The following is a 26,818-nucleotide window of genomic DNA, read 5'->3' as shown; positions in this document are numbered from 1 at the left end:
CGCCCGACGGGACCAACCGGTCAACGGATCAATGCAGGATCTGGCTGAGGAACAGCTTGGTGCGCTCGTTCTGCGGGTTGTCGAAGAAAGCGTCCGGCGCGTTCTGCTCGATGATTTCGCCATGATCCATGAAGATCACCCGGTCGGCGACCTTGCGCGCGAAGCCCATTTCATGGGTCACGCACAGCATCGTCATGCCGGTTTCCCTGGCCAGTTCGACCATGACGTCCAGCACTTCCTTGACCATTTCCGGGTCCAGGGCGGAAGTCGGCTCGTCGAACAGCATGATCTTGGGGTTCATGCACAGGGACCGGGCGATGGCCACGCGCTGCTGCTGGCCGCCGGACAACTGGCCCGGGTATTTGTTCGCCTGTTCCGGGATGCGGACCCGATCCAGGTATTTCATGGCCGTGGCCTCGGCCTCGGCCTTGGGGCGCTTGAGCACCCACACGGGACCCAGCATCAGGTTTTCCAGCACGGTCATGTGAGGAAAAAGGTTGAAGTGCTGGAACACCATGCCGACATCGCGGCGGATGGTTTCGATCTGCTTGAGATCGTTGGTCAGTTCGGTGCCGTCGACGACGATCTGGCCTTCCTGGTGTTCTTCCAGACGATTGATGCAGCGGATCATGGTCGATTTGCCCGACCCGGAGGGGCCGCAGATCACGATGCGCTCGCTGGGCGCGACTTCCAGGTTCAGGTCTTTCAGGACGTGGAACTGGCCGTACCACTTGTTGACGTTCTGCAGGCGGATGATGGGTTCCGACATGGGCGGAGGCTCCTGCGGCGGGACGGCGGTCCCGCCGGTGATTAACGATGCTGCCCTTGATCCAGCTTGCGTTCCAGCGACAGGCTGTAGCGCGAGATCGAGTAGCAGAAGATGAAGTAGATGACCGAGATGAACAGGTAGGATTCCGTGCTGAAGCCGCGCCAGACGGCGTCGGACACGGCCGCCTTGGCCGCCTGCGTCAGGTCGAAGATGCCGATGATCACCACCAGGGACGTGTCCTTGAACAGCGAGATGAAGATCCCCACCAGCGGCGGGATGACGATCTTCAGCGCCTGGGGCAGAATGATCTTGCGCATCTGCTGCCAGTAGCCCAGGCCCAGGGAATCGGCGCCCTCGTACTGGCCCTTGGGAATGGCCTGCAGACCGCCGCGCACGGTCTCGGCCACGTAGGCCGCCGCGAACAGGATGATGGCGATCTGGGCGCGCAGCAGCTTGTCGATGGAGAAGCCTTCCGGCAGGAACAGCGGCAGCATCACCGAGGACATGAACAGCAGGCTGACCAGCGGCACGCCGCGGATCAGTTCGATGTAGACCACGCACACGGCCTTGACGCCCGGCATGTGCGATCGCCGCCCCAGGGCCAGCAACAGCCCGAAGGGAAAGGCGAAGGCAATGCCGAAGGTCGAGAGGATCAGGGTCAGCGGCAGACCGCCCCATTTGGCGTTTTCCACATAGGTCATGCCCAGAATCCCGCCCCACATCAACACGCCGACGGCCACCAGAGCGACGACCCACATCAGCCCCAGGAAGGGTTTCCAGAACCAGCGGATGCAACTGCAGACGATCACCCCCACCAGAATCACGGAGGCCAGCAGCGGACGCCATTGCTCGTCGTAGGGATAGATGCCGAACAGGATCAGGCGGTGCTTTTCACGCACGAAGGCCCAGCAATAGCCGCCGGTTTCCCGGCATTGGGCCGCCGTGGTGGCGGCGAAGTCAGGCTTGATGAACAGATAATCGATCAGGGCCGGGATCGCCAGCAGCAAGAGCCACAGGGCCAGGATCGTCAGGATCGCGTTCAGCGGCGAAGAGAACAGCCGGCTGCGCAGCCAGCCGAGCACGCCCGTGTTGGTGCGCGGCGGCAGGCGATCGGTGCCCGGGAGAGTGCGGTCCATCTATCGCTCCACCAGCGCGATGCGCTTGTTGTACCAGTTCATGAAGACCGAGATCGACAGACTGACCACCAGATAGGCCGCCATGATGATCATGATGCCCTCGATGGCCTGACCGGTCTGGTTCAGAATGGTGTTGGTGACGGCCACGATGTCGGGGTAGCCGATGGCCACGGCCAGCGAGCTGTTCTTCGTCAGGTTCAGGTACTGGCTGGTCATCGGCGGGATGATCACCCGCATGGCTTGGGGCAGGATCACCAGCCGCAGCGTACGCGCCCGCGACAGGCCGATCGAGGAGGCGGCTTCCCATTGGCCCTGATTGACGGCCTGGATGCCGGAACGCACGACCTCGCCCACGAAGGCCGAGGTGTAGGTCACCAGCCCCAGCAGCAGCGCCGAAAATTCCGGCGACATGTTCAGCCCGCCCTGGAAGTTGAAGCCTTTCAGTTCGGGCCGGTCCAGTTCCAGCGTACCGCCGCTGACCCAGTAAGCCAGCACGGGCACGACGATCAACAGGCCCAGGGCGGCACGCCCCAGGGGGAAAATCTTGCCGGTGGCATCCTGGTGGCGGCGCGCCCAGTGGGCCAGCAGCACGATCAGCACGATGGCCAGCGCCAGCCCGCCAAAGACCCAGTCCATGGCGTCGCCCTTGAACCAGGGAATCTTGAAACCGCGATTGGAGACGAAGACGTCGGGAATCGGCTGCAGCGCCTGCCGGGGGCCGGGCATGATCTCGGTGATGAGGGCATACCAGAAGAACAGTTGCAGCAGCAGCGGGATGTTGCGCATGACCTCGATGTAGAGGCCGGCCAGGCGCGAGAGCAGCCAGTTCTTCGACAGACGGCTGATGCCCAGCAGCGTACCGAACAAAGTGGCGGCGATCACCCCGACCACGGAGACTTTGAGCGTATTGAGCAAGCCGACCACGACCGCGTGGCCGTAGGTGTCGGCAGGGGAATAGTCGACCATCGATTCGCCGATGGCAAAGCCGGCTTCTTCGTGCAGGAAGGCAAAGCCGGTGGAAATGTTGCGCGCCGCCAGATTGTGCAGCGTGTTGGAGCCCAGATACCACACACCCAGGGCGACGAGGCCCAGGATCAGGATCTGGTAAATCAGCGCGCGCGTGGCCGGATCGTTCCAGGACCAACGCCGGCGGGGCGCCCTGGGTACGCGAGGGGTCGTCTGAGTCATAGGATGCGGGCGGTGAAGGCGGCAACCGCCGCCGGAACCCGGCCGCCGGGAGAACCCCGGCGGCCGCAGGGACCGAAGGCCGGATCAGGCGATCAGCGGATCGGCCAGGCGTACATCACGCCGCCCTTGGTCCATTGGGCGTTCAGGCCGCGTTCCAGCTTGAGCGGAGAGCCCGTGCCGATGTTGCGTTCGAACGATTCGCCATAATTGCCCACCTGCTTGATGATGTTGTAGGCCCATTTCTTGTCCAGCCCCAGGCCCTTGCCCATGTCGCCGGTCACACCCAGGATGCGCTGGATGTTGGGATTGGGGCTCTTGAGCATCTCGTCCAGGTTCTTGGAGTCGATGCCGTATTCCTCGGCTTCGACCATGGCGTTCAGCGCCCAGCGCACGACCATGAACCATTCGTCGTCACCCTGGCGGACCATGGGGCCCAGCGGCTCCTTGGAGAAGTCTTCCGGCAGGATGATGTAGTCGTCCGGCGTGGCCGAAGACGCGCGCAGGCTGCCCAGTTGGGACTTGTCGCTGGTGACCACGTCGCAGCGGCCGGATTCGAAGGTGCGGAAGCCTTCTTCGGAGGTGTTGATCACGACCGGCTTGAAGTCCAGCTTGTGGGCGCGGAACCAGTCGGCCAGGTTCAGTTCGGTGGTCGTGCCCTGCAGCACGCAGACCGCTGCGCCGCCCAGTTCGGTGGCGCTCTTCACGCCCAGGCTTTTCTTGACCAGCACGCCCTGGCTGTCGTAGTAGTTGACCCCGGCGCTCATCAGGCCCAGCGTGGTGTCGCGGGTCATGGTGGCGGTGGTGTTGCGGGTGAGCACATCGACTTCGCCGGATTGCAGGGCGGTGAAGCGCTGCTGGGTGGTCAGCGGCGTGGCCTTGAATTTGCTGGCGTCGCCAAAGACCATGGCGGCCACGGCGCGGCACATATCCACGTCGATGCCTTGCCAGACGCCCTTGCTATCGGCCTGGGAGAAGCCCGGCAGACCCGCGTTCAGGCCGCACTGCACGAAGCCGCGCGCCTTGACGGCATTGTAGGTTTCGCCGGCCTGGGCAGTTGCGCCGGCAAACATCAGCGCCGCGCTGACGGCCGCAAGTTTCATGAGTTTCATAGTCATCCTTTCCCGATTGAGCAAGTGGCGTTGAACAACACGGAATACAATCTTGTGGAATTGGTCCGTCTGGCCTAGATCGTAGCCTGCCATTACAGGCCTGAAACATGCGGGATATCCCTGCACTTGGCGTGGCAATTCGTTCGCGCCATGGCAACGGAGACTCACCGACCGGACATGGGCCATTCCGCCAGACACACCTGATACGCATGATCGAATTTCAGCACGTCTTCAAATCTTTCGGCCGGGGGCGCAACATCCTCGCCGACGTCAATTTCGGCATCGCGCCTGGCGAATTCATCTTCGTCTCCGGGCCTTCTGGCGCGGGCAAGTCCACGCTGCTGAAACTGGTCGGCGGGCTGGAACCCGCCAGCCGGGGCACCGTCACGGTCAATGGCCACCGCATCGACAGGCTGTCGGCGCGCACGCTGCCCTATCTGCGCCGCACCGTCGGCCTGATCCTGCAGGACGCCCACCTGCTGTTCGATCGCAACGCCTTCGACAACGTCATCCTGCCGCTGGCCGTGCAGGGCCTGGATCGCGCCACGGCGGCAACCCGCGCCCGCGCCGCCATGGAAAAGGTCGGCCTGCGCGGCAAGGAAGACCTGCTGCCCATCGAACTGTCCGGCGGCGAACAGCAGCGCCTGGCCATCGCCCGCGCCATCGTGGGCCGACCCGCCATCCTGATCGCCGACGAACCCACCGCCAATCTGGACCACGACAGCGCCACCCGCATCATGGACGTCTTCCGCGACTTCAACCAGGTCGGGGTCACGACCCTGATCGCCTCGCACGACACCGCGCTCATGGCCCGCTACGCGCGGCGCACGCTGCGCATCGACGCCGGGCGTTTCGAGGATATTCCGGGGGTGATGGCATGACCCGATGGCTGCGGCATCATCGATATGCGCTGGGTGTGGCGCTGCGGCGCCTGTGCCAGCATCCCTTCTCGTCCCTGGCCAACATCGCCGTCATCGCCCTGATGCTGGCCGTACCCATCCTGGGCGCCTCGGTCCTGCAATCCAGCCAGCCGCTGGCCCGGCAACTGGCGGTTGCACCGGAACTGACCCTGTTCCTGAAATCCGGCACCCCCGCCACGACCCAGCAAGCTTTGCTTGCACGCGTGCGGACTGAAGGGGGCGAGCGGATCGCCCAGGCACGGCTGATGCCGCGCGACCGGGCCATGGCGCAGTTGCGGGCCGACCCGACCTGGGCGCGCGCCCTGGACGCCCTGCCCGACAACCCGTTGCCCGACGCCCTGATCGTCACACTGCGCGATTCCGACGCCCCGACGCAAGAGGCCGCCGACCTGGCGCAGACCTGGCGTCAATGGCCGGAGGTCCAGGAAATCCAGCTCGACAGTGAATGGGTGCGGCGCCTGGAATCCCTGCTGGCCTTCGTGCGGGTGGGGCTGGGCATGCTGGCGGGCGCGGTGGCCATCGTCGTGCTGGCGACCGTGTTCAACACCGTGCGCCTGCAGGCCCTGACCCAGCGCGAGGAAATTGCCGTTGCCCGGCTGGTGGGGGCCACCGAACCTTTCGTCCGCCGCCCCTTTCTGTACCTGGGCGCCTTGACCGGCCTGGCCGCCAGCCTGCTGGCGCTGCTGCTGGCCTGGCTGGCCCTGACTCCGCTGAATGCCATCCTGGGCGGCTTTGCCCGCAGCTATGGCGTGGACTGGGCCATCCGCCTGCCGGCCGCCCCCGATCTGCTGCTGTCCGGCCTGCTGGTTGCGCTGCTGGGGGCCATCGCCGCACGCCTGTCGGTCACGCGGCGCACCCGGTTCTGATGACACGCCGGACACCTGCCGGCCCTGGCGACACCGCCGGACCGGCCGATGCCGCATCCCGCATCGCCGCCTGGCAGCGCCAGGCCGGGCGCCATGGCCTGCCCTGGCAGCACACCCGCGATCCCTACCGCATCTGGCTGTCGGAAATCATGCTGCAGCAGACCCAGGCCGCCACCGTGGTGCCGTATTACGAACGCTTTCTGGACCTGTTTCCCGGCGTCGTCGATCTGGCCGACGCGCCGCAGGACGCGGTCCTGCACGCCTGGGCCGGCCTGGGCTACTACGCCCGCGCGCGCAATCTGCACCGTTGCGCACAGACGGTGCGCGACCGGCACGGCGGCCGCTTTCCCGCCACCGCCGCCGAACTGGCTCAACTGCCCGGCATCGGCCCCTCGACCGCCGCCGCCGTCGCCGCTTTTGCCTACGGCGAACGGGCGCCGATCCTGGACGGCAATGTGCGCCGGGTGCTGGCGCGCTATTTCGCCATCGAGGGCGACCCCACGACAGCGCGCATCGCGCAGCAGCTCTGGGGCCACGCACACGCGCTGATCGACGCCGCCCCTGCCGACCTGGACATGGCGGCCTACACCCAGGGCCAGATGGACCTGGGCGCCACGGTCTGCACGCGCACGCGACCCGATTGCACGCGCTGCCCGCTGGCACCGGACTGTCGGGCACGGATCCAGAATCGTCAGGACGAACTGCCGACGCCGCGCGTCCGCCGGGCGCAACCGCTGCGCCACTGCTGGATGCTGATCGCGGAATGCGAGGGCCGCGTGCTGCTGGAACGCCGACCGGACGCGGGCATCTGGGGCGGCTTGTGGACATTGCCGCAATTCGAGGACACCGCCACGCTGGAAGCCGCCTGCACCGGTCTGGGCGCAGCCGAGCCGCCCCAGGCGCTGGCAGCGTTCGATCACGTGTTCACGCATTTCCGGTTGCGCATCCAGCCCTGTTGGCTGCGGCTGCCGGGCGCCGCGCCCGTGCCGACCCGTGCGGATCAGGCCTGGGTCCCGATCGGCAAGCTGGACGCCCACGGCATGCCGGCACCGGTCGCCCGACTGCTGGCCGGCCTGTACGACGGCGGGCTCCTGCTGCGCTGAATCCGCGCCTGAACACGGACGCTTCGAGCGCCAGCGGAACCTGGCTTAACTGTCGGGACGCGGCTGATGCGCGCCGATGCTCATCAACAGCCCGCAGGCCACACCCAGCGTCATCAGCGCCGTGCCGCCATAGCTCATGAAGGGCAGCGGCACCCCCACCACGGGCAGCACGCCGGTCACCATGCCGATGTTCACGAACACGTAGACGAACATCATCATGGACATGGCGCCGGCCAGCAGCCGCCCGAACTGGGTGGGCGCCCGCGCCGTGATGGTCAGGCCGCGCAGCACCAGCAACGCGTACAGGACCAGCAGCGTCACGCCGCCGTACAGGCCGAACTCCTCGGCGAACACGGCGAAGATGAAGTCCGTGGTCCGCTCCGGGATGAAATCCAGGTGCGTCTGGGTGCCCTGCATGTAGCCCTTGCCGTACAGACCACCCGAACCCACGGCGATCATCGACTGAATGGTGTGAAAGCCCTTGCCCAGCGGGTCCGAGCCCGGATTGAGCAGCACGCAGACGCGGTATTTCTGATAGTCGTGCAGCACCACCCAGTCCACGTCCGGCTGGCAGATCTGGTCCTCGTAGGCGACCAGCGTCCCCAGCGCCAGCGTCCCCGCCAGCACGGCCGGGATCAGCAGCTTGAACGGCAGGCCGGCGAAATAGATCACGCAGAAGCCAGAGGCCAGCACCAGCAGCGCCGTGCCCAGATCCGGCTGTTCGATGATGAGCGCCGCCGGCACCAGCAGCAGCACGCCGGCCACCAGGAAATCCAGGATGCGGATGCGGTTCGCCGACTGGCGCTGGAAATACCAGGCCAGCATCAGCGGCACGGCGATCTTCATCATTTCCGAGGGCTGGATGCGCGCGATGCCCAGGTTCAGCCAGCGGGTCGCCCCTTTGCTGGTTTCTCCGAACAGCATGACCGCCACCAGCAGCCCCACCCCGATCACGTAGACCAGCGGCCCCCAGCGCATGATCCAGGCCGGACGCATCAACGCGACAGCCCACATGACCCCGAACGCCAGCAAGAAATTACGCAGTTGGTCGGCAAAACGCCAATCGGTATTGCCCACCGCCGAATGCATCGTGGCCATGCCGACCAACCCCATCACCACCAGCAGGATCAGCATCGGCCAATCCAGCACGGCGAACATGCGGCGCACCGCCTGCACGATCAGTTTCATGGGGTCTCCTCCTCGGCACCGTCCTCGGGCGCCGAGGCCTCGTCGGGCAGAGGGGCCGGTTCAGGCGCCTCGTCGTCCTCGGGCGCGGGCTGCATGTCGGGGCGACCCGGAGCCGAAGCCGTCGACACCGGCTCTGCCTGCGCATCGCGCGCAGTCTGTTCGGCCTGCAAGCGCGCGCGACGCTGTGCCGCACGGCCCGGGTCCAGCCAGTAATCGAATACGGAGCGGGCGATCGGCGCAGCCACCGAAGCCCCCCAGCCGCCGTTTTCCACGATCAAGGCCACGGCGATCTGCGGGTCTTCGACCGGGGCGTAGGCCATGAACAGCGCATGGTCGCGCAGGCGCTCGTCGACCGCATGCGCCCGGTATTTGGCGCCGCGCAGGCTGTAGACCTGCGCCGTACCGGTCTTGCCGGCCGCCTGATAGGACGCACCTTCGAAGGCGCGCCGCGCCGTACCCTTGCGCACGACGTCCACCATGGCCTCTCGGATCACGCGCAGATTGTCCGGTTTCAGCTTGATGGTCGCCTGCGGCCCGACCACCGGGTAGCTGAACCGACCGGTGAGCGGGTCGATGATACGGCGCACCAGGTGCGGCTTCATGTAGACGCCGTCGTTGGCCAGCACAGAGGTGGCCTGCGCCAGTTGCAGCAGGGTGAACGCGTTGTAGCCCTGCCCCACGGTAACCGACACGGTCTCGCCCCGGTACCAGTGCTGCTGCTCGGGCTTTTTGTAGGTCTTGCGCTTCCAGTCGCGCGAAGGCAGCACGCCGCGGCGTTCGCCGTCCAGGTCGATGCCTGTGATCTGGCCAAAGCCGAACTGCTGGGCGAAGTCGTGCAGGGTATCCACGTCCATCTGGGCACCCAGCGAGAAGAAGTAGGTGTCGGAGGACACGACGATGGCCCGGTGCATGTCGGTCGGCCCATAGACCGCGCCGCCGGCATTGCGGAATCTCTGCCCGGCCAGCTCGAAGTAGCCGGGGTCCGGGATCAGTTCGCGGGCCGAACGCAGTCCCAGTTCCAGAGCCGCCAGCCCCACGAAGGGCTTGTAGGTCGAGCCGATGGGATAGGTGCCGTACAACGGCCGGTTGATGAGCGGATGGTCCGGCGATTCGTTCAGCTTGCGCCAATTTTCCACGTCGATCCCGTCCACGAACAAGTTCGGGTCGAAGGACGGCGAGGACACGAAGGCCAGGACTTCGCCCGTATGCGGCTGGATGGCGACCAGCGCGCCGCGCCGGCCCTCGAACTGGGCCTCGGCCAGTTGCTGCAAGCCGATGTCCAGAGACAGTTCGAGATTGGAGCCGGGCACCGGGTCCGTGCGGCTCAGTTCGCGCACCGGGCGCCCCCCTGCCGTGACTTCGAGCTCCTCGACTCCGGTGCGGCCGTGCAGGGCCTTTTCCCAGGTCTTTTCGACGCCCTTCTTGCCGATGACCATCGTGCCCCGGTAATTGCCCAACTGACCGGATTCGTCCAGTTCCTGCTGATCTTCCTCGGAGATCCGGCCGACGAAGCCCAGCACGTGGGCGGCCGACTCGTGCATGGGATAGGACCGCACCCAGCGGGCCTCCAGGCTGACGCCAGGAAAGCGGTAGGCGTGGACGGCGAACCAGGACGCCTCGATGTCGTTCAGATTGTTGCGCAGCAGGACCGGCGCGTAGCGGCCGCTCTGCTGGTACAGGCGCATGAACTTGCGCCGGTCGCCTTCGCTGAGATAGACCAGTTCACCCAGCCGGTCGAGCAGGTCGCCGACGTCGCCCCGGACCTGGGCGCGCGTCACCGTCAGCGTGTAATCGCGCAGATTCTGCGCCAGAACCGCGCCGTTGCGGTCGGAGATCTGTCCGCGCCGGGGCGGGACGGGCACGATGGTGATGCGGTTCTGTTCCGCGCGCGCCGACAGGTTGTCGTAGCGCACGACCTGCAGATACCACAGGCGTCCGGCAAGCAGCAGCAGGCACACCAGCGCAAACACCCCCGCGACCCAGGCGCGCAGCAGCACGGTCTGGCGCTGGCGGTGGCCGGTCTTGCGGAATTCGAACATGCCGGCCCCGAATCGTCAGACAGAGCCCGTGCCATCGCCGCCCAGGCGATGCGGGAGCAGAGACATGAGGATGTCGAACAGGGGCCACAAGGCCCCGGTGAGCAGCACCGACCACAACCACTCCCACCCTTCCCAGTCCCCGTTCAGCCAGGCACCCAGCAAGGTGGACAGCGTACACGCCGCCACGAGCACCGGCAGCACCTGAAGCGTCTGCAGCCAGGAATTGAAATGCCGCAGCCGCTGACTCAGCCGCAGGACGCCGTAGGCTGCCAGCACGTAGCACAGGGCGTGCAGGCCCAGCAGGCCGGTATCCTGGACGTCCATCAACAAGCCGAAGACAAAGGCGGTCGTCAGCCCGACCCGCGCGGGCGCGTGCAGGCACCAGTAGAGCAGCACCAGCAGCAGCACGTCGGGCACCGGCTGCCAGAGCCGCCAAGGCAGCAGCGACGCCATCCACACCAGGATCAACGAGCCCCACACCAGCCAGCCGGAAGCCGCCCCCTGGAAAGCGCCGGCGTCCACCGGCTGCAGATCCATCAGGGAGGAGCCCCCCGGGCGCCTATTGTTCATCGAGGGCATGCTCGATCTCCTCTGGCCGGGGCACGTCGGCCACGTCCACGCGCAGGACCAGGAAATGGCGGTAGCGCTCGGGGTGCGACAGCGGCTCGGCGATCGCCATGGCGAAGCCGGTGCCCGGATCGCGCTCGACCCGTTCCACCCGGCCGACCGACAGGCCGGCGGGGAACAGTCCACCGATGCCGCTGGTCACCAGTACGTCTCCGGCGCGCACGTCCATACCGGCCGACAGGTAGCGGACTTCGAGCTTGCCGACCTGGTTGCCGCCGAAGGCGATCAGCCGCAGCCCGTTGCGCAGCACCTGGACGGGAATGGACACCTGGTCATCGATCAGCAGCGCGGCCTCGGAGGTGAAGGGCGTCACACGCACGATCTGGCCCACGACCCCGCCCTCGTCGATCACCGGCATGCCCGGCGCGATACCCGCGCGCGAGCCCTTGTTGAAGATCAGGCGGTGACTGAAGGCGTTGGGCGGCACGTAGAAGACTTCGACCGCCACGGATTGCTGGGCGATGGATTCCGACACGTTGAGCAGGCGACGCAACTGTTCGTTTTCCGTGGCCAACTGGGCCGCATGGGTCGAGAGCTGGGCCATCTCGATGCGCTGGCGGCGCAGGGCCTCTTGTTCGTCGCGCGCCAGCGTGGCCGCGTGCGACCAGCTATCGAAATATTCCAGCGCATCACGCGGCGCCAGCACGACGCGCTGGAAGGGGTAGAGAACCATGGACAGGGTGCTGCGCACCGGGCCCAGCACGGACCAGTGCGCATCGGTCACGACCAACCCGAGACTCAGTGCCAGCAGCAACACCAGCCGGACTTCGATGCTGGGGCCGCGCTTGAAGAGTCTCAGGGTTCCCTGTTCACGCATGACGAGGAACGCCCGGCCGGGAATCAGTCGTAGATGAACACCCCGCCCAGACGCTCGAGATGTTCGAGCGCCTCGCCGCAGCCGCGCACCACGCAGGTGAGCGGGTCTTCGGCGACCACCACGGGCAGGCCGGTTTCTTCCTGGAGCAGACGGTCCAGATCGTGCAGCAGCGCACCACCGCCGGTCAGGGCGATGCCCTTGTCGGTGATGTCGGCGCCCAGTTCGGGCGGTGTCTGCTCCAGGGCCGTCTTCACCGCCGACACGATCTGGTTGAGCGGATCGGTCAGGGATTCGAGAATTTCGTTGGAGGACACCGTGAAGCTGCGCGGTACGCCTTCGGACAGATTGCGGCCCTTGACTTCGATCTCGCGGATCTCGGAGCCCGGGAAGGCCGAGCCGATTTCCTTTTTGATCAGTTCGGCCGTGGGTTCGCCAATCAGCATGCCGTAGTTGCGGCGGATGTAATTGATGATGGCCTCGTCGAACTTGTCGCCGCCGACGCGCACCGAACCCTTGTAGACCATGCCGCCCAGCGAGATCACGGCGACCTCGGTGGTGCCGCCGCCGATGTCCACCACCATCGAACCGCTGGCGTCGGACACCGCCAGGCCGGCGCCGATCGCGGCGGCCATGGGTTCTTCGATCAGGTAGACCTGGCTGGCGCCTGCTCCCAGGGCCGATTCGCGGATGGCGCGGCGTTCGACCTGGGTCGAGCCGCAGGGTACGCAGACGATGATGCGCGGGCTGGGGGCCAGCATGCTGCGCGGATGCACCATGCGGATGAACTGCTTGAGCATCTGCTCGGTCACGGTGAAGTCGGCGATCACGCCGTCCTTCATGGGCCGGATGGCTTCGATGTTGCCGGGGACACGACCCAGCATCTGCTTGGCCTCGTGGCCGACGGCCTGGATGATTTTCTTGCCATTGGGACCGCCGTCATGGCGGATGGCGACGACCGAGGGTTCATCGAGCACGATGCCCTTGCTGCGGACATAGATCAGCGTATTCGCCGTGCCGAGGTCGATCGCCATGTCGCTGGAAAAGTAGCTGCGTAGGAATCCGAACATGAGCGCACTAATAAAATGGGGGTGTCTGGTGGATCCGCGCGAGCGACCCGTTGCCGACTGAACCAAGACCACCAGAACGCAGGCACAGGCCGGGAAAACCGCATGGAATCAGCAATGATAACTTATAATCCTCTAGGGTTAGCGCTGAATAAGCGGCGAATGTTTTGCAAAATCCCCGCTTTTCACCCCCCTGGTCACATCCGCACACACTCAATCCGGCCGCCGGCGGCGGCGACGTAGGCATAACGACATGGCACTCACCGAACAGGACATCGCCCGGCTGGCACGGCTCTCGGGGCTGCGGCTGGATTCCGGCGACCAGAACCGCGCCCGCCAGGAACTGGACCGCATCCTGGGCCTGATCGAAGAACTGCAGGCCGTGGACACGACCGGCGTCGAACCCATGGCCCATCCGCTGGCCGCCCATCAGAACATCGCCCTGCGCCTGTGCGAAGACACGCCCGACCCGGCGCAGACGCCCGAGCAGCGCGACGCCTGCCTGACCAACGCGCCGGCCTCCCACCAGGGCCTGTTCCTGGTGCCCACCGTCATCGAATGATGCCATGACCCAGCTTTCAGAATTCCACAGCATCCAGGCGCTGAGCGAAGCCTTGCGCGCCCGGCGCGTCAGCGCCTTCGAACTGGCCGCCGACGCCCTGCGCGCGGTCCGCGCCTATGCCGACCCCAACGTCTTTCTGCACATTGACGACGAACTGACCCTGGCGCAGGCGCGCGCCGCCGACCAGGCCCTGGCCGACGGCACCGCCGGCCCGCTCACCGGCATCCCCGTCGCCCATAAAGACCTGTTCGTGACGCGCGGCTGGCGCACCACCGCCGCCAGCAAGATGCTGGCCGGCTACGTCAGCCCCTTCGACGCCGCCGTGGTCGACCGCTGGCGCGAGGCCGGCGCCGTCTCCCTGGGCAAGCTCAGTTGCGACGAATTCGCCATGGGCTCGGCCAACGAGAACTCCGCTTTCGGCCCGGTGCGCAATCCCTGGGATCCGGAACGCATCCCGGGCGGCTCGTCCGGCGGCTCCGCCGCCGCCGTGGCCGCCGGCCTGGTGCTGGGCGCGACCGGCACGGACACCGGCGGATCGGTGCGCCAGCCCGCCGCCTATTGCGGCGTCAGCGGCATCAAGCCCACCTATGGCACGGTTTCGCGCTACGGCATCATCGCCTACGCCTCCAGCCTGGACCAGGCCGGCCCCCTGGCGCGCAGCGCCCGCGACCTGGTGCCGCTGCTGGACACCATGAGCGGCTTCGATCCGCGCGACTCGACCAGCCTGGAAACCTGCGACGGCACACCCAACGCCGCCGGCCGCGTCCAGGCCGCGTTCGACGCCGCCCAGGCCGGCTTCCAGGCGGTCGGCGAACGCCCGCTGACGGGACTGCGCATCGGCGTGCCGCGTGAATTCTTCAACGAAGGCCTGTCCGCCGAAGTCGGCGCGGCCGTCGAATCGGCCCTGCAGGTCTTCGAATCCCTGGGCGCGGTCCGGGTGGACGTGTCCCTGCCGCGCACGCGCCTGGCGATCCCGGCCTATTACGTGATCGCCCCGGCCGAGGCCTCCAGCAATCTGTCGCGCTATGACGGGGTGCGCTACGGCCACCGTGCAGCCGAATACACCGACCTGGCCGACATGACCAGCCGGTCCCGCTCCGAGGGCTTCGGCGACGAGGTCCGCCGCCGCATCCTGGTGGGCACCTATGTGCTGTCGCACGGCTATTACGACGCCTATTATCTACAGGCCCAACGCGTGCGGCGCATGATCGCCGAGGACTTCCAGCGCGCGCTGGTCGGCGACTGCGACGTGATCATGGGACCGGTCACCCCCGCCGTGGCCCGCCGCATCGGCGACAACCGCCAGGACCCGATCGCGGACTGGCTGGGCGACGTCTACACGCTGGGCGTCAGCCTGGCAGGCCTGCCGGGCATGTCCATTCCCTGCGGCTTCGGCGGCGAATCGGGCCGCCTGCCCATCGGGCTGCAGATCATCGGCCGCTATTTCGATGAAGGCCGCCTGCTGGCCCTGGCCGATCGCTATCAGCAAGCCACCGACTGGCATCAACGCATTCCGGGACACGCATAATGGATTGGGAAATCGTCATCGGGCTGGAAACCCACGCCCAGCTCTCCACGCGGTCGAAAATCTTTTCCCGCAGCAGCACGCGCTTCGGCGCCGAGCCCAACACCCAGGCCAATGCGGTGGACATGGCCCTGCCCGGTTCGCTGCCGGCCATGAACCGGGGCGCGGTGGAACGCGCGATCCAGTTCGGCCTGGCAATCGGCGCCCGGGTGGCGGAACGTTCCGTGTTCGCGCGCAAGAACTATTTCTACCCCGACCTGCCGAAGAACTATCAGATCAGCCAGTTCGAGCTGCCGATCGTGGTGGGCGGGCAGTTGTCCTTTTTCGTGGGCGAGCAGGAACACACGGTGAACCTGACGCGCGCCCACCTGGAAGAGGACGCGGGCAAGTCGCTGCACGAAAATTTCACGGGGCCGCATGGTGAATCGTCCAGCGGTATCGACCTGAACCGCGCCGGCACGCCGCTGCTGGAAATCGTGACCGAACCCGAAATGCGTTCGGCCGCCGAGGCCGTGGCCTACGCGCGCACGCTGCACGGACTGGTGGTGTGGCTGGGCATCTGCGACGGCAACATGCAGGAAGGCTCGTTCCGCTGCGACGCCAATGTGTCGGTGCGTCCGCGCGGCCAGGCGGCATTCGGCACGCGCTGCGAGATCAAGAACCTGAATTCTTTCCGCTTCATGGAACGCGCGATCCAGTACGAGGTGCGCCGCCAGATCGAGCTGATCGAGGACGGCGGCAAGGTGGTGCAGCAGACCCGGCTGTACGATCCCGACCGGGACGAAACCCGCGCCATGCGGACGAAGGAAGATTCCGACGATTACCGCTATTTCCCCGATCCGGATCTGCCGCCGCTGGTGGTGTCGCCGGAATGGGTGGAACAGGTGCGCGCGACGATGCCGGAACTGCCGGCGGCCAAGCGCGCGCGCTTCGAGGCGGATCTGGGGCTGTCGGCCTACGATGCGGCTCAATTGACGCTGCAGCGCGCGACGGCGGACTATTTCGAGGCGGCTGCCGCGGCGCTACCCGCCGGTCAGGCGAAGCAGGCGGCGAACTGGATTCTGGGCGAGTTGTCGGCGGCGCTGAACCGCGACGGTCTGGACATCGGCGCGTCGCCGGTATCCCCGCAACGGCTGGCGGCGCTGATCGCCCGCATCGTGGACGGGACGATTTCGACGAAGATCGCGCGCGATGTGTTCGCGGCGATGTGGACGGGGGAATCGGGCGGCGATCCGGACGCGATCATCGAGGCGCGGGGCCTGCGTCAGATCAGCGATACGGGCGCGATCGAGGCGATGATCGACACGGTGCTGGCGGCGAATCCGGCGATTGTCGAGGAATACCGGGCAGGCAAGCAGAAGGCGTTCAATTCGCTGGTGGGCCAGGTGATGAAGGCGGCCAAGGGCAAGGCGAATCCGCAGCAGGTGAATGATGTGCTGAAGCGGAAGCTGGATTCCTGACCGGTTGCGGTTTTGGTTGTGTAGATCCCGGCTGCGTCATGCAGCCGGCTTTTTATGCAAGACCTCGAACCTTACTGAACCCCGTAACGATCCCGATAAGCCGACACCGCATCGCGGTGCTTGGCCAGGGTCGCGTCGTCTTCCAGTACGCCCATGATGTCGACCAGCGAAGCGATGCTGACCACGGGGATGCCGTAGGTCTGCTCGACGTCCTGGACGGCGGAATGCGCGGACAAGGCACCTTCGGCGCCCGCGCGTTCCATGCGATCCATGGCGATCAGCACGGCGGCGGGCTGCGCCCCGGCAGCGCGGATCATCGCGACGGATTCGCGCACAGACGTGCCGGCCGTGATCACGTCGTCGATGATGACGACGCGGCCTTGCAGCGGAGCGCCGACCAGCGTGCCGCCTTCGCCGTGGTCCTTGGCTTCTTTGCGGTTGAAGGCGAACGGCACCGGGCGGTCGGCGCGCGCGGGGTGATTCGACAGGGCGATTGCCGTGGTGGTGGCCAGAGGGATGCCCTTGTACGCGGGGCCGAACAGCATGTCGAAGTCCAGGCCGGAATCCGCCAGTGCCTGGGCGTAGAACTGGCCCAGACGGCCGACGCAGGCGCCGTCGTTGAACAGGCCTGCGTTGAAGAAATACGGGCTCAGGCGGCCGGACTTGGTCTTGAACTCGCCGAAACGCAGCACACCCTGTTCCAGGGCGAAACGGACGAAGGCTTGGGCGCGGGAACCGGGCATGGCGAATGATCTCTGTGCGGGAAAGGCCACATTATCGGATATTTGAGCGGGACGGTCGCGCACCCGGTCTCTGGAACCGGACTCGACCGCCCATGAAAGGCGACGGCCTGGGGGGCGATGGAGTACCGCCCCGCGCACGGCTATGATGTCCTTTTCCCGACCCCCGGCCCGACGAGGCACCCCATGCGTCAACCCGTCTATTTCCTGTCCCACGGCGGCGGCCCCTGGCCCTGGATGCCCGAAATGCAGGCATCCTACGCGCCCCTGACCGCCGCGCTGCAGGCGATCCCCGCCGCCCTGCCCCAGAAACCCGAGGCCATTCTGATGATCTCGGCGCACTGGATCACCCGGGGAGGCGTGCTGCTGGGCAACAACCCGCAGCCCGGGATGCTGTACGACTACGGCGGCTTCCCCGCTCACACCTACGAAATCCGCTACCCCGCCCCCGGCTCGCCAACACTGGCCGACCGTGTGGCGAGCCTGCTGCGGGCCGATGGCATCCCCGTGGATTTCGATACAGAGCGCGGCTTCGACCACGGGGCCTTTGTGCCCGCCTACGTGATGTTCCCGGAGGCGGATATCCCCATGGTCCAATTGTCGATCGAACGCGGTTTCGATCCGGATTGGCACCACCAGTTGGGCGCCGCCCTGGCGCCGTTGCGTGACGAGAACATCCTGATCGTCGGCAGCGGACTCAGCTATCACAACCTGCGGCTGTTCGGCCCGGCGGGGCGCGAACCGTCGGCCCAATTCGACGCCTGGCTGCAGGACGCCCTGGCACCCGCCACGGCGGCGGCGCGCCACGACCGACTGCGTGACTGGGAGCAAGCCCCCGCCGCCCGCATCGCCCATCCCATGGAAGACCATCTGGTGCCGCTGTTCGCCGCCAACGGCGCGGCGGGCGACGGCCCCGTCGTTCTCTGCCACCACGAGACCGAAGCGGCGGGCGGGCTGACAGTATCCAGCTTTCGGTTCGATTGAGCCTGTGGGTTAAAGTTCAAGCTTGCAATGATCAACCGGACATCCACGTGCTGCGCATCACTTCCCTGAACGTCAACGGCATCCGCTCGGCCTTCCGCAAAGGGCTGGCCGACTGGCTGGCCGAAGCCCGCCCCGACATCGTCTGCATGCAGGAAATCAAGATCCAGGACGACGACCTGGCCGACGACCTGCGCCATCCCGATGGCCTGACCGGGCATTTCCATCACGCCGAGAAAAAAGGCTACAGCGGCGTGGGACTCTACCTGCGCCGCCCCGCCGACACCGTGACCGAAGGCATGGACTGCCCCGAGTTCGACGCCGAAGGCCGCATCCTGCGCGCCGACTGGCCCGGCCTGAGCGTCATCAGCGCCTACCTGCCCTCGGGCTCCAGCGGCGACGAGCGCCAGGCGGCCAAATACCGCTTCCTGGCCCACTTCGAGACCTGGCTGGACGGCCTGATGCAAGAACACCGAGACACCGGCCGCGAATTCGTCATCTGCGGCGACTGGAACATCGCCCACCAGGAAATCGACCTGAAGAACTGGAAGGGCAACCTGAAGAACAGCGGCTTCCTGCCCGAGGAACGCGCCTGGCTGACCCAGGTCTTCGACCAACGCGGCTGGGTGGACGTCTACCGCCGCCTGCACCCGGACGCCACCGGCGAGGCCTACACCTGGTGGAGCAACCGCGGCCAGGCCTGGGCCAAGAACGTCGGCTGGCGCATCGACTACCACATCGCCACCCCCGGCATCGCCGCCCGCGCGCGCACCGCCTCCATCCATCGGGAACCACGCTTCAGCGATCACGCGCCTCTGACCATCGATTACGATTGGTCATAGGATCGCAGCCTAAAGAAAGTACACTCGGTGACGTAGAAGAGATCAGATCCGTTTTCACAGTCCTCGCGACTACGCGAAGACCGCATTTTTACAGGAGTACCTCATGTCCGGTTCCATCGAAGGCGCAGTCGGCGCCGCCGTCGGCCTGCAACAGGCCATCGCGATGCAGGAAAAAGACAACCTGCTGCTGCGCAAGGTTCTGGACGGCCAGGCCAACACCATCCTCAGCCTGGTCAATTCGGTACCCTCCATCCCGCAACTGGCCACCAGCGGTTCGGTTGGTACGCTGCTGCATGTGACTGCCTGACGCAAGTTTTTCTCCGTGGATTGGGGCCTGGGATTCCAGGCCCTTTTTTATTGGGGCGTCCGGCATGGTCACCCGTTATGCCGACTCGCTTCGATGCACCCTCGGCGGCGCTCCTACCGGCACATGCCGCGCCACCAAGTCGACGACCCAATCGATGAATACGCGCAGCTTTGCGCTGACATGCCGATTAGCCGGAAACGCCAGACTCAAGGACATCGGATCGATCTGCCACTCCGGGAACAAGGCTACCAGTTCACCGCGCGCCTCATGCGCTTCAGCCATGTAGACCGGTAGCCATAACGCCCCGAGCCCTGCCAGTCCCGCAGCCAGGTAGGCATTCCCGTCATCGACCACCAGGGGCTGGCGCGCCTGTATCTCGATGCGCTTTCCATGGCGCTGCAGCGTGCACGGCAGCACCCGGCGCGTGCGCGACAAGGAAAAACCGACGACGCGATGGCAGGGTGCCTCGAGGTCGAGCGGATGGGCGGGCACACCAGCTTGCGCCAGATAACCCGGAGACGCATACACCCCCAGCGCCAGATCTCCGATATGCCGCGCCACCAGCGACTGATGCGTAATTTCACCGCCGCGCACGACACAATCCACATAATCATCGATCAGATCCACCATGCGGTCGCTGACGCCAAGCTGCAACTGGATGTCGGGGTACCGGGCCTGAAACGCCGGCAAGGCCGGAATCAGGATCGTGCTGGCGAACGGGCTGGGTACATCCACCCGCAATCTGCCCCGAGGCAGCGCCGACGCGCCGGGCAGGCTGGTTTCGGCATCATCCAGATCCGCCAGCAGCCGCACCACACGTTCGTAGTAGGCCGCGCCATCGACCGTCACGCCGACCTTGCGTGTCGTCCGATTCAGCAACCGGACTCGCAAGCGCGCCTCCAACTGCTGAACTGACTGCGTCACGCTGGTCCGGCTCATGTGCAGCGTCTCGGCCGCCTTGGTGAAACTGCCGGTTTCCACAACGCGGGCAAAGGCCTGCATCGCATCGAAACGGTCCATCCGCATGCCTCGATCATTTTGATTGTTTGTATTTCACAAACAATGTTGAGTGAGATTGCCAGTTTATCCGCACGGCGCCCGACATTAAAGTCTGCCTCACGACACCCCCGGCTACGGCCGACCCACCCATGATGGAGCTCATCCCATGACGACACGCGACGTTGTTTCCTCCCCCTCCCGCCAGGCCCTGTACGAGCGCAACCGCTATTCACCCGCCATCCGGTCCAACGGCTTTCTATTCGTCTCGGGACAAGTCGGCAGCCGTGGCGACGGCTCGCCACAACCCGGACTGAAGGCACAAGTCAGACAAGCATTCGAAAATCTGAACGGCATCCTGGCCGCAGCAGGCTGCAGCTTCGAAGATGTCGTCGACGTCACCGTTTTCATCGTCGACCCCGAATCCAAGTTCGAAGAGATCTGGTCGGTCGTGCCCGACTATTGGGGCAAGGCCCCGCACCCGACTCTGACCGCCGTTGGCGTCACTTGGCTATATGGCTTTGATTTCGAAATCAAGGTGATTGCCAAACTACCCGAGTGATTGCATGAAAGACTGCTGCCCGGGTCATGAGCAGCTTAGCCACTCACGCTACACTCCCCGCACGATCACCTATAAGGAAACCCATGAACCCGCTTCCCAATTGCCCCCAGTGCAACTCCGAATACACCTACGAAGACGGCGATCACTTCGTCTGCCCTGAATGCGCGCACGAATGGTCCCAAGCGGCTGCGGCGGACACCGAGCAGGCGCGCGTCGTCCACGACGCCCATGGCAACGTGCTGCAGGACGGCGATACGGTGGTGGTGATCAAGGATCTGAAGGTAAAGGGCTCGTCCTCGGTGGTGAAGGTCGGCACCAAGGTCAAGAACATCCGTCTGGCCGACGGTGATCACGACATCGATTGCAAGATCGACGGTTTCGGTTCGATGGGTTTGAAGTCGGAATTCGTGAAGAAGGCGTGAACCAAAAGCCCGATCACTAGGGCATTCCTCACCGCCAGCCTGACGCTCCTGCGCCCCGTTGGGGCCTGTTGAAGGGGCGGGTAGCCGTTAGGCCGAGGGCGCACGACCTGCGCCCGAGCCGTCCCGACCTGGCCCCGGCGGGGTGCGGGGGCGGCGGGCGGTTAAGAACTCAAATAAAACGGCCCAAATCAAACCGCCGCGCGCCGACGCCCGGAACCCTTCCCCTGCGCCTGCTCCAGCCGCAAATAATGCTGCGCCAGCACCGCGCACACCATCAACTGGATCTGGTGGAAAATCATCAGCGGCAGCAGCACCGGGCCGATGGCGCTCGCGCTGAACAGCACCCCGGCCATCGGCACGCCCGTGGCCATGCTTTTCTTCGACCCGCAGAACACGATCGTGATCTCGTCCGCCCGGTTAAAACCCATACGGCGCGCCGACCAGGTGTTCAGCACCAGCACCAGCGCCAGCAGCACGCAGCACACCACCACCAGCCAGGCCAGAGAAACCGTATCCACCGTCTGCCACAGCCCGCCGATGACCGATTCACTGAATGCCGTATAGACCACCAGCAGGATCGAGCTCTGGTCCACGCTGGTGACGAGCTTGCGGTGGCCGTCCATCCAGCGTCCGATCACCGGCCGCATCAAATGGCCGGCGACGAAAGGCAGGAAGATCTGCACGCTGATGTGGCCGATGGCCTGCAGCAGCGAACTGCCGCCCAGGGCCGACGTGTCCGCGCCCAGGAACAATTGCAGCAGCAAAGGAGTGATGACGATACCGACGATGCTGGACGCCGAGGCGGCGCAGACTGCGGCGGGCACGTTGCCGCGCGCGATCGAGGTAAAAGCGATGGCTGACTGGACCGTGCCGGGCAGGACCGACAGGTAGATGATGCCCACGTACAGAGGTTCGCCCAGCAAGGGCAGAAGAACCGGCCGAAGCACCCACGCCAGGATGGGGAAAATCACGAATGTCCAGGTGAAGATCACCCCATGCAGCCGCCAGTGCGTGGCTCCGGCGATGATGGCCTCGCGGGAAAGCTTGGCCCCATGCAGGAAGAACAGCAACGCAATGGCTGCGGCCGTGAGCCGTTCGAAGAACACCGCGCCCTGACCGTGGGCGGGCAAGACCGTGGCGGCCGTGACGACCGCGATCAGGATCAGGGTGAAACGATCGAACAGCAGACGTAATTTCGACATCATGGAAATGGGTGCTCCGGCGGTCCGGGGCTCTCGAAGAGAAGGTTAAACTTGCTGGAAAGCCATGTTTGGCGGTAAACAGCTATGAAACATTCGCGAACGGACATCCGCAGCCCTGCCGAGGTCTCTCGATCCGGCAGCGGCGGCCTTGCAGGCGCGGCCCGGCAAAAGCCCCGCAGCGGCCTGCGCCGCCTGCCCCGGCCCGTCTACGGCCACATCGACAGCCAATCGAACATCCTGATCCCCCGGCATCACAAACACACCTGGGCGCAGCTATCCTACGCCACCCAGGGCTACCTGCAGGTCTGGACACCGAACGCCCGCTTCGTCGCCCTGGCGCACCGCGCGGTCTGGATCCCCGCCGGGGTGACGCACCAGGTGCGGCAAACGTCGCACACCTCGCACACCGTCATCCGCAGCCTGTACCTGGACGCCGCCGCGCTGGGACTGGACTGGCCCGCCTGCCGGGTATTGGCCGTCAGCCCCCTGCTGCACGAACTGATCCGGCAATTCAGCACTCGGCCCATCGAATACGATCCCGACGGCCCGGACGGCCGCCTGGCCCAGGTGCTGGTCGATCAACTGGCCATCAGCCAGGACGCCGGGCTGATCCTGCCCTGGCCCACCGACCCGCGCCTGCAATCCGTGTGCCGCCAGTTGCAGAGCCATCCCGACGCCGCCCCCGACCTGGGCGAGTTCAGCCGCCGCCAGGGGCTGTCGGACAAGACCCTGACACGGCTGTTCCAGCGGCAGACGGGCCTGGGGTTCCGCCTGTGGCGCCAGCGCGCCCGGCTGGTGCACGCCCTGCCCTTGCTGGAACGCGGCGACCGCATCACCGACGTGGCCCTGGCCTGCGGCTACGACAGCCTGTCGTCCTTCATTGCGGCTTTTCGCGCGCACACCGGCGTCACGCCCAGGGCGTTCGCCGCAGGGGCGCGGGAAGACGAGTCGACCGCTCAGGACTGAACCGGCCTACGCATCCAGCGCCCGGACCCGCCCCCGCATCCACCACAGCAGACCCAGCCCCGGCAAGGCGATCACCACCGTCAGGACGAAGAACACCGGCCAGCCGAAGCCGGCGACCAACACCGGTGTCAGCGGCCCGGCCAGATAGGTGCGGCCCACGGCCGACAGCGCCGACAGCAGCGCAAACTGTGTCGCGGAAAATTTTGCCTGGCACAAGGCCATCAGCAGCGCCACGAAGGCCGCCGTGCCCAGGCCGCCGCACAGATTCTCCACGGCCACCACCAGGGCCATGGAATACAGATGCGGCGGCGTGACGGCCAGCATCCAGTAGCCCAGGTTCGAGACCGCCTGCAGCAGGCCGAAGATCATCAAGGCCCGGTACAGACCCAGGCGCGTCATCAGCGCACCGCCGGCCAGCGCGCCGACGATGGTGGCGATCAGGCCAAAGACCTTGTTGACCATGCCGACCTCAGTGACGTCGAAGCCGGCCCCCCGGATCAGAAAAGTGGTGGACAAGGCCCCCGCGAACGCGTCGCCCAGCTTGTACAACACGATGAGCAGCAAGATCGTCCAGGCTTCCGGACGGCCGAAGAATTCGCGCAGGGGCTCGGCCACGGCCTCGCGCAGGGTGCGAGGCGGCCGGGCGACGCGCTCCGGCTCCGGCGCCCACAGGGTCGCCAGGGACGCCAGCGCCATCAACCCGCCCATCAGCACGTACATGGCATTCCAGCCCAGCCACTGGTCGGCCAGGATCAGCGCCAGGCCGCCGGACACCACCATCGCCAGCCGATAACCCATGACCTTCAGCGCCGCGCCCGCCGCGCGCTCGTCCTGGCGCAGCACGTCGGTGCTGTAGGCATCGAAGGCGATGTCCTGGGTCGCCGACAGAAAGGCCACCCAGACCGCCAGCAGGGCCAGCGTCCGCAGCTCGGACCCCGGATCGAACAGGCCCATGGCGGCGATCGAAGCCGCCAGCAGCCATTGCGTCAGAAAGATCCAGCCACGCCGTCGCCCCAGCCAGGGGGGCGCGTAGCGGTCCACCAACGGGGCCCAAAGAAACTTCAAGGTGTAGGCCGTGCCCGCCAGCGTCAGAAAGCCGATGCTTTGCAGGGAGACCTGCGCCACTGTGGCCCAGGCCTGCAGTGTGCCGGAAGTCAGCGCCAGCGGCAGGCCGCTGGCAAAGCCCAGAACCAGCAGCGGGGCGACACGCCGGCCGCCGTAAACCCGCCAGCCTCGCGTCGAGGCGCCGGTGTCGACGGCATCGGAGTCCGCGTCCCGGGTTTGCGTCATGCGCGCCCGCCCCCGGGCGATTCAAAGCGGTAGACCGCCAGTTGGCTGCGCCAGCCACGCAGCCACAAGATTTCCTGATCGCCACGGAATGTGGCCATGTGCGTGATCCGCAACCCCAGTTGCGCCGCCAGCGCCTGAAAATCGCGCAGGGTGCACAGGTGGATGTTGGGCGTGTCGTACCACTGGTAGGGCATCTGGTCGTTGACCGGCATGCGCCCACGCAGAATCGACCAGCCGTGCGGCCAATAGCCGAAGTTCGGAAAGGACACGATGCCGTAATGGGCCACCCGCGCCATTTCCCGCAGGATGTGTTCCGTGTGGTGCATGGACTGCAGGGTCTGGGACAGCACCACCGTATCGAACTGTTTGTCGTCGAACAGCGCCAGGCCTTCTTCCAGGTTCTGCTGGATCACGCGCACCCCGCGCCGCACGGCCGCGATCACGCGCTCGTCGTCCAGTTCGACGCCCGCCCCACGCACCTGGCGGGTCCGCTGCAGGTAATCCAGCAGCCGGCCATCGCTGCAGCCCAGATCCAGCACCCGGCTGCCCGGCTCGATCCACTCGGCAATCCGCAGCAGGTCGATGCGCAACGGCTGGTCCGCGTCCGCTGCAGCCGAAAACGGCACCGTCGCTCGTGCGGCCGTCATGCCAGAACCCCCGCAACGCGGCGGCGTTCGCCCAGGCCCAGGCGGGCGGCGATGCCGTCGTAATAGCCCTGCACCACCGCATGGTAGCGCCGGTCCCCCAGCAGGAAGGCATCGTGGCCATGCGGCGCGTCGATTTCCGCGTAGGTGACTTCGCGCTGGTTCTTCAGCAAGGCGCGGACGATCTCGCGTGAATGTCCGGGGGCGAAGCGCCAGTCCGTGGTGAAGGACACCAGCAGGAAGCGCGCCTGCGCCGCCGCCAGGGCACGGGCCAGATCGCCACCGTGTGCACGCGCCGGGTCGAAATAATCCAGGGCGCGGGTCAGCAGCAGATAGGTATTGGCGTCGAAGTAACGGGAGAATTTTTCCCCCTGGTGACGCAGGTAGGATTCGACCTCGAATTCGACGTCGTAGTTGTAGCGGTATTCGCCCGTGGGGCCGGGCGCGCGCTGTGCGCGGCCGAATTTCGAGGCCATGACCTCGTCGGACTGATAGGTGATGTGGCCCACCATGCGGGCCACCGACAGGCCGTTGGACGGCACCACACCATGGGTGTGGTAATCCCCGCCCCGAAAATCCGGATCGGTCAGGATGGCCCGACGGGCGACCTCGTTGAAGGCGATGTTCTGTGCCGACAGGCGTGCGGTGCTGGCGACCACGATGCAGTCGCCCACCCGTTCCGGGCAGGTGATCGCCCAACTGAGGGCCTGCATGCCGCCCAGCGATCCGCCCATCACGGCGGCAAAACGTTCGATGCCGAAATGGTCGGCCACGCGCGCCTGGGCATGCACCCAGTCTTCGACCGTCAGCAGCGGGAACGCCGCCCCCCAGGGTCGACCGGTCGCAGGATCGATCGTGGTCGGCCCTGTGGAGCCGAAACACGAGCCCAGGTTGTTGATGCCGATGACGAAGAACCGGTCGGTGTCCACGGCCTTGCCGGGCCCCACCATATTGTCCCACCAGCCGATCTGGTCCGGACGTTCGGCGTCCATGCCGGCGACGTGATGCGAAGCATTCAACGCGTGGCAGACCAGCACCGCATTGCTGCGCGCGGCGTTCAACTGGCCGTAGGTTTCCACCGCCAGGGTATAGGACGACAGCACCTGACCGCTGGACAGCGTCAGGGGTTCGGAAAAATGCAGGAATTCCGGCGAGACGAAGCCGACGCTGCCTTCAGGCACGGGGCGTGGATCGATGGCGGAAACGGCCGGCGCAGCGGCGGGCACGGGGGAAACGACGGTCGTGGTCATGAGACCTCTTTAGCTGGATTTATGGAGCGCCCGCAAGCGGATCAGGCAAATCGGCGCCAATTCGTCATTCATTCTAGACCGCGATCCGCCGCACGGGCAAGCCCGCCTTTCGCACTGTGTTGGTGCAACGTGAGAATGTCCGGTCTGTGCAAAGTAGAAATGTCCGCTTCAATGGGGAGAACCACACGACCGAGGCGGGCAGGGACGATGATCACGATGAGCCAGAAGGAAGTGAGCCGACTG

The 26,818-nt window shown here is 66.0% G+C and carries 27 protein-coding genes and 1 riboswitch; of the genes, 12 read left to right on the top strand and 15 right to left on the bottom strand.

The window, feature by feature from the left end:
• Positions 1-28 precede the first annotated feature (28 nt).
• The 4 genes from WA983_RS02750 to WA983_RS02735 all read right to left on the bottom strand — a co-directional run bounded on the left by WA983_RS02750 (position 29) and on the right by WA983_RS02735 (position 4,202).
• Positions 29-769, bottom strand: a complete 741-nt coding sequence (locus WA983_RS02750; protein WP_424247778.1) for an amino acid ABC transporter ATP-binding protein — start codon at positions 767-769, stop codon at positions 29-31.
• Positions 770-810: 41 nt separating this feature from the next.
• Complete coding sequence (locus tag WA983_RS02745; RefSeq protein ID WP_424247780.1) at positions 811-1,905, bottom strand: amino acid ABC transporter permease; 1,095 nt, start codon at positions 1,903-1,905, stop codon at positions 811-813.
• Entirely contained in the window at positions 1,906-3,093 is a 1,188-nt protein-coding gene (locus WA983_RS02740; RefSeq protein WP_424247781.1) for an amino acid ABC transporter permease, read from the bottom strand. It lies immediately after the preceding gene.
• A gap of 92 nt (positions 3,094-3,185) precedes the next feature.
• Complete coding sequence (locus WA983_RS02735; protein WP_424247783.1) at positions 3,186-4,202, bottom strand: amino acid ABC transporter substrate-binding protein; 1,017 nt, start codon at positions 4,200-4,202, stop codon at positions 3,186-3,188.
• 209 nt (positions 4,203-4,411) lie between these two features.
• On the opposite strand from WA983_RS02735, the gene WA983_RS02730 reads away from it, so the two are divergent.
• Genes WA983_RS02730 through mutY form a run of 3 tightly spaced genes read left to right on the top strand, consistent with a single transcriptional unit; the run spans position 4,412 to position 7,091 of the window.
• Positions 4,412-5,083 (top strand): cell division ATP-binding protein FtsE, encoded by a 672-nt coding sequence (locus WA983_RS02730; RefSeq protein ID WP_424247784.1) that lies wholly within the window; start codon positions 4,412-4,414, stop codon positions 5,081-5,083.
• On the top strand, positions 5,080-5,988 hold the full coding sequence (locus WA983_RS02725) for a cell division protein FtsX (protein ID WP_424247786.1): 909 nt from the start codon (positions 5,080-5,082) through the stop codon (positions 5,986-5,988). The genes WA983_RS02730 and WA983_RS02725 overlap by 4 nt, the downstream gene beginning before the upstream one ends.
• Entirely contained in the window at positions 5,988-7,091 is a 1,104-nt protein-coding gene (gene mutY / locus WA983_RS02720) for an A/G-specific adenine glycosylase (RefSeq protein WP_424247788.1), read from the top strand. The genes WA983_RS02725 and mutY overlap by 1 nt, the downstream gene beginning before the upstream one ends.
• A 45-nt stretch (positions 7,092-7,136) precedes the next feature.
• On the opposite strand, the gene rodA is transcribed toward mutY, so the two are convergent.
• Genes rodA through WA983_RS02695 form a run of 5 tightly spaced genes read right to left on the bottom strand, consistent with a single transcriptional unit; the run spans position 7,137 to position 12,829 of the window.
• Positions 7,137-8,279, bottom strand: coding sequence for a rod shape-determining protein RodA (gene rodA, locus WA983_RS02715; RefSeq protein WP_424247790.1), 1,143 nt, complete (start codon positions 8,277-8,279; stop codon positions 7,137-7,139).
• Entirely contained in the window at positions 8,276-10,318 is a 2,043-nt protein-coding gene (gene mrdA / locus WA983_RS02710; RefSeq protein WP_424247791.1) for a penicillin-binding protein 2, read from the bottom strand. The genes rodA and mrdA overlap by 4 nt, the downstream gene beginning before the upstream one ends.
• A gap of 15 nt (positions 10,319-10,333) precedes the next feature.
• Positions 10,334-10,897, bottom strand: coding sequence for a rod shape-determining protein MreD (gene mreD / locus WA983_RS02705; RefSeq protein ID WP_424247793.1), 564 nt, complete (start codon positions 10,895-10,897; stop codon positions 10,334-10,336).
• The gene (mreC, locus tag WA983_RS02700; RefSeq protein WP_424247795.1) at positions 10,878-11,762 is read right to left on the bottom strand and encodes a rod shape-determining protein MreC; all 885 of its coding nucleotides are present in this window, start codon (positions 11,760-11,762) and stop codon (positions 10,878-10,880) included. The genes mreD and mreC overlap by 20 nt, the downstream gene beginning before the upstream one ends.
• A 23-nt stretch (positions 11,763-11,785) precedes the next feature.
• Positions 11,786-12,829, bottom strand: coding sequence for a rod shape-determining protein (locus WA983_RS02695; protein ID WP_043685149.1), 1,044 nt, complete (start codon positions 12,827-12,829; stop codon positions 11,786-11,788).
• 250 nt (positions 12,830-13,079) lie between these two features.
• Here WA983_RS02695 and gatC point away from each other — a divergent pair, with 250 nt between their 5' ends.
• Genes gatC through gatB form a run of 3 tightly spaced genes read left to right on the top strand, consistent with a single transcriptional unit; the run spans position 13,080 to position 16,373 of the window.
• Entirely contained in the window at positions 13,080-13,388 is a 309-nt protein-coding gene (gene gatC, locus WA983_RS02690; protein WP_424247797.1) for an Asp-tRNA(Asn)/Glu-tRNA(Gln) amidotransferase subunit GatC, read from the top strand.
• A gap of 4 nt (positions 13,389-13,392) precedes the next feature.
• Positions 13,393-14,916, top strand: coding sequence for an Asp-tRNA(Asn)/Glu-tRNA(Gln) amidotransferase subunit GatA (gatA, locus tag WA983_RS02685; RefSeq protein ID WP_424311563.1), 1,524 nt, complete (start codon positions 13,393-13,395; stop codon positions 14,914-14,916).
• Entirely contained in the window at positions 14,916-16,373 is a 1,458-nt protein-coding gene (gene gatB, locus WA983_RS02680) for an Asp-tRNA(Asn)/Glu-tRNA(Gln) amidotransferase subunit GatB (RefSeq protein ID WP_424250311.1), read from the top strand. The genes gatA and gatB overlap by 1 nt, the downstream gene beginning before the upstream one ends.
• Before the next feature lie 71 nt (positions 16,374-16,444).
• On the opposite strand, the gene pyrE is transcribed toward gatB, so the two are convergent.
• Complete coding sequence (pyrE, locus tag WA983_RS02675; protein ID WP_424250309.1) at positions 16,445-17,116, bottom strand: orotate phosphoribosyltransferase; 672 nt, start codon at positions 17,114-17,116, stop codon at positions 16,445-16,447.
• A gap of 183 nt (positions 17,117-17,299) precedes the next feature.
• On the opposite strand from pyrE, the gene WA983_RS02670 reads away from it, so the two are divergent.
• The 3 genes from WA983_RS02670 (at position 17,300) to WA983_RS02660 (ending at position 19,243) form a co-directional block, all read left to right on the top strand.
• The gene (locus tag WA983_RS02670; protein WP_424311562.1) at positions 17,300-18,097 is read left to right on the top strand and encodes a DODA-type extradiol aromatic ring-opening family dioxygenase; all 798 of its coding nucleotides are present in this window, start codon (positions 17,300-17,302) and stop codon (positions 18,095-18,097) included.
• A gap of 47 nt (positions 18,098-18,144) precedes the next feature.
• Positions 18,145-18,936 carry an exodeoxyribonuclease III gene (locus WA983_RS02665; protein WP_424311561.1) on the top strand — a complete coding sequence of 264 codons (792 nt, stop codon included), beginning with the start codon at positions 18,145-18,147 and terminating at the stop codon, positions 18,934-18,936.
• Between the two features lie 103 nt (positions 18,937-19,039).
• Complete coding sequence (locus WA983_RS02660) at positions 19,040-19,243, top strand: hypothetical protein (protein ID WP_424250303.1); 204 nt, start codon at positions 19,040-19,042, stop codon at positions 19,241-19,243.
• Between the two features lie 75 nt (positions 19,244-19,318).
• Here the strand turns inward: WA983_RS02660 and WA983_RS02655 are convergent, their stop codons facing one another.
• A complete protein-coding gene (locus WA983_RS02655) occupies positions 19,319-20,263 on the bottom strand; it encodes a LysR substrate-binding domain-containing protein (protein WP_424250301.1) in 945 nt (314 codons plus the stop codon).
• A 145-nt stretch (positions 20,264-20,408) separates the two neighbouring features.
• Here WA983_RS02655 and WA983_RS02650 point away from each other — a divergent pair, with 145 nt between their 5' ends.
• Positions 20,409-20,801 carry a RidA family protein gene (locus WA983_RS02650; protein ID WP_424250299.1) on the top strand — a complete coding sequence of 131 codons (393 nt, stop codon included), beginning with the start codon at positions 20,409-20,411 and terminating at the stop codon, positions 20,799-20,801.
• An 83-nt stretch (positions 20,802-20,884) separates the two neighbouring features.
• Positions 20,885-21,223, top strand: coding sequence for a zinc ribbon domain-containing protein YjdM (locus WA983_RS02645; protein ID WP_424250297.1), 339 nt, complete (start codon positions 20,885-20,887; stop codon positions 21,221-21,223).
• A gap of 188 nt (positions 21,224-21,411) precedes the next feature.
• Here the strand turns inward: WA983_RS02645 and WA983_RS02640 are convergent, their stop codons facing one another.
• Complete coding sequence (locus WA983_RS02640) at positions 21,412-22,425, bottom strand: bile acid:sodium symporter family protein (protein WP_424311564.1); 1,014 nt, start codon at positions 22,423-22,425, stop codon at positions 21,412-21,414.
• A gap of 84 nt (positions 22,426-22,509) precedes the next feature.
• Between WA983_RS02640 and WA983_RS02635 the strand changes: the two genes are divergently transcribed.
• The gene (locus WA983_RS02635; protein WP_424250294.1) at positions 22,510-23,391 is read left to right on the top strand and encodes a helix-turn-helix domain-containing protein; all 882 of its coding nucleotides are present in this window, start codon (positions 22,510-22,512) and stop codon (positions 23,389-23,391) included.
• A gap of 6 nt (positions 23,392-23,397) precedes the next feature.
• Here the strand turns inward: WA983_RS02635 and WA983_RS02630 are convergent, their stop codons facing one another.
• From WA983_RS02630 to metX, 3 genes are all read right to left on the bottom strand, one after another.
• Complete coding sequence (locus WA983_RS02630; protein WP_424250292.1) at positions 23,398-24,681, bottom strand: muropeptide transporter; 1,284 nt, start codon at positions 24,679-24,681, stop codon at positions 23,398-23,400.
• A complete protein-coding gene (gene metW, locus WA983_RS02625) occupies positions 24,678-25,328 on the bottom strand; it encodes a methionine biosynthesis protein MetW (protein WP_424250290.1) in 651 nt (216 codons plus the stop codon). Before metW ends, WA983_RS02630 begins: the two co-directional genes overlap by 4 nt.
• The gene (metX, locus tag WA983_RS02620) at positions 25,325-26,575 is read right to left on the bottom strand and encodes a homoserine O-succinyltransferase MetX (protein WP_424250288.1); all 1,251 of its coding nucleotides are present in this window, start codon (positions 26,573-26,575) and stop codon (positions 25,325-25,327) included. Before metX ends, metW begins: the two co-directional genes overlap by 4 nt.
• A riboswitch (SAM riboswitch) is annotated at positions 26,564-26,642 on the bottom strand. Its footprint overlaps the gene before it by 12 nt.
• Positions 26,643-26,818 lie beyond the last annotated feature (176 nt).

The organism is Castellaniella sp., assembly GCF_049650445.1.
Lineage (GTDB): Bacteria > Pseudomonadota > Gammaproteobacteria > Burkholderiales > Burkholderiaceae_B > Castellaniella.
This window is presented reverse-complemented; position numbering and strand designations above follow the sequence as displayed.

Excerpts from the sequence above, each read along its gene's own strand:
- WA983_RS02640 (WP_424311564.1), bottom strand. The coding sequence starts at position 22,425 with ATGTCGAAATTACGTCTGCTGTTCGATCGTTTCACCCTGATCCTGATC.
- mreD (WP_424247793.1), bottom strand. The coding sequence starts at position 10,897 with ATGCCCTCGATGAACAATAGGCGCCCGGGGGGCTCCTCCCTGATGGAT.
- WA983_RS02740 (WP_424247781.1), bottom strand. The coding sequence starts at position 3,093 with ATGACTCAGACGACCCCTCGCGTACCCAGGGCGCCCCGCCGGCGTTGG.
- pyrE (WP_424250309.1), bottom strand. The coding sequence starts at position 17,116 with ATGCCCGGTTCCCGCGCCCAAGCCTTCGTCCGTTTCGCCCTGGAACAG.
- rodA (WP_424247790.1), bottom strand. The coding sequence starts at position 8,279 with ATGAAACTGATCGTGCAGGCGGTGCGCCGCATGTTCGCCGTGCTGGAT.
- gatB (WP_424250311.1), top strand. The coding sequence starts at position 14,916 with ATGGATTGGGAAATCGTCATCGGGCTGGAAACCCACGCCCAGCTCTCC.
- WA983_RS02750 (WP_424247778.1), bottom strand. The coding sequence starts at position 769 with ATGTCGGAACCCATCATCCGCCTGCAGAACGTCAACAAGTGGTACGGC.
- WA983_RS02655 (WP_424250301.1), bottom strand. The coding sequence starts at position 20,263 with ATGGACCGTTTCGATGCGATGCAGGCCTTTGCCCGCGTTGTGGAAACC.
- WA983_RS02745 (WP_424247780.1), bottom strand. The coding sequence starts at position 1,905 with ATGGACCGCACTCTCCCGGGCACCGATCGCCTGCCGCCGCGCACCAAC.
- metX (WP_424250288.1), bottom strand. The coding sequence starts at position 26,575 with ATGACCACGACCGTCGTTTCCCCCGTGCCCGCCGCTGCGCCGGCCGTT.
- WA983_RS02630 (WP_424250292.1), bottom strand. The coding sequence starts at position 24,681 with ATGACGCAAACCCGGGACGCGGACTCCGATGCCGTCGACACCGGCGCC.
- mrdA (WP_424247791.1), bottom strand. The coding sequence starts at position 10,318 with ATGTTCGAATTCCGCAAGACCGGCCACCGCCAGCGCCAGACCGTGCTG.
- metW (WP_424250290.1), bottom strand. The coding sequence starts at position 25,328 with ATGACGGCCGCACGAGCGACGGTGCCGTTTTCGGCTGCAGCGGACGCG.
- WA983_RS02730 (WP_424247784.1), top strand. The coding sequence starts at position 4,412 with ATGATCGAATTTCAGCACGTCTTCAAATCTTTCGGCCGGGGGCGCAAC.
- WA983_RS02660 (WP_424250303.1), top strand. The coding sequence starts at position 19,040 with ATGTCCGGTTCCATCGAAGGCGCAGTCGGCGCCGCCGTCGGCCTGCAA.
- WA983_RS02725 (WP_424247786.1), top strand. The coding sequence starts at position 5,080 with ATGACCCGATGGCTGCGGCATCATCGATATGCGCTGGGTGTGGCGCTG.
- mreC (WP_424247795.1), bottom strand. The coding sequence starts at position 11,762 with ATGCGTGAACAGGGAACCCTGAGACTCTTCAAGCGCGGCCCCAGCATC.
- gatA (WP_424311563.1), top strand. The coding sequence starts at position 13,393 with ATGACCCAGCTTTCAGAATTCCACAGCATCCAGGCGCTGAGCGAAGCC.
- gatC (WP_424247797.1), top strand. The coding sequence starts at position 13,080 with ATGGCACTCACCGAACAGGACATCGCCCGGCTGGCACGGCTCTCGGGG.
- WA983_RS02650 (WP_424250299.1), top strand. The coding sequence starts at position 20,409 with ATGACGACACGCGACGTTGTTTCCTCCCCCTCCCGCCAGGCCCTGTAC.
- WA983_RS02735 (WP_424247783.1), bottom strand. The coding sequence starts at position 4,202 with ATGAAACTCATGAAACTTGCGGCCGTCAGCGCGGCGCTGATGTTTGCC.
- WA983_RS02635 (WP_424250294.1), top strand. The coding sequence starts at position 22,510 with ATGAAACATTCGCGAACGGACATCCGCAGCCCTGCCGAGGTCTCTCGA.
- WA983_RS02645 (WP_424250297.1), top strand. The coding sequence starts at position 20,885 with ATGAACCCGCTTCCCAATTGCCCCCAGTGCAACTCCGAATACACCTAC.
- WA983_RS02695 (WP_043685149.1), bottom strand. The coding sequence starts at position 12,829 with ATGTTCGGATTCCTACGCAGCTACTTTTCCAGCGACATGGCGATCGAC.
- WA983_RS02670 (WP_424311562.1), top strand. The coding sequence starts at position 17,300 with ATGCGTCAACCCGTCTATTTCCTGTCCCACGGCGGCGGCCCCTGGCCC.
- mutY (WP_424247788.1), top strand. The coding sequence starts at position 5,988 with ATGACACGCCGGACACCTGCCGGCCCTGGCGACACCGCCGGACCGGCC.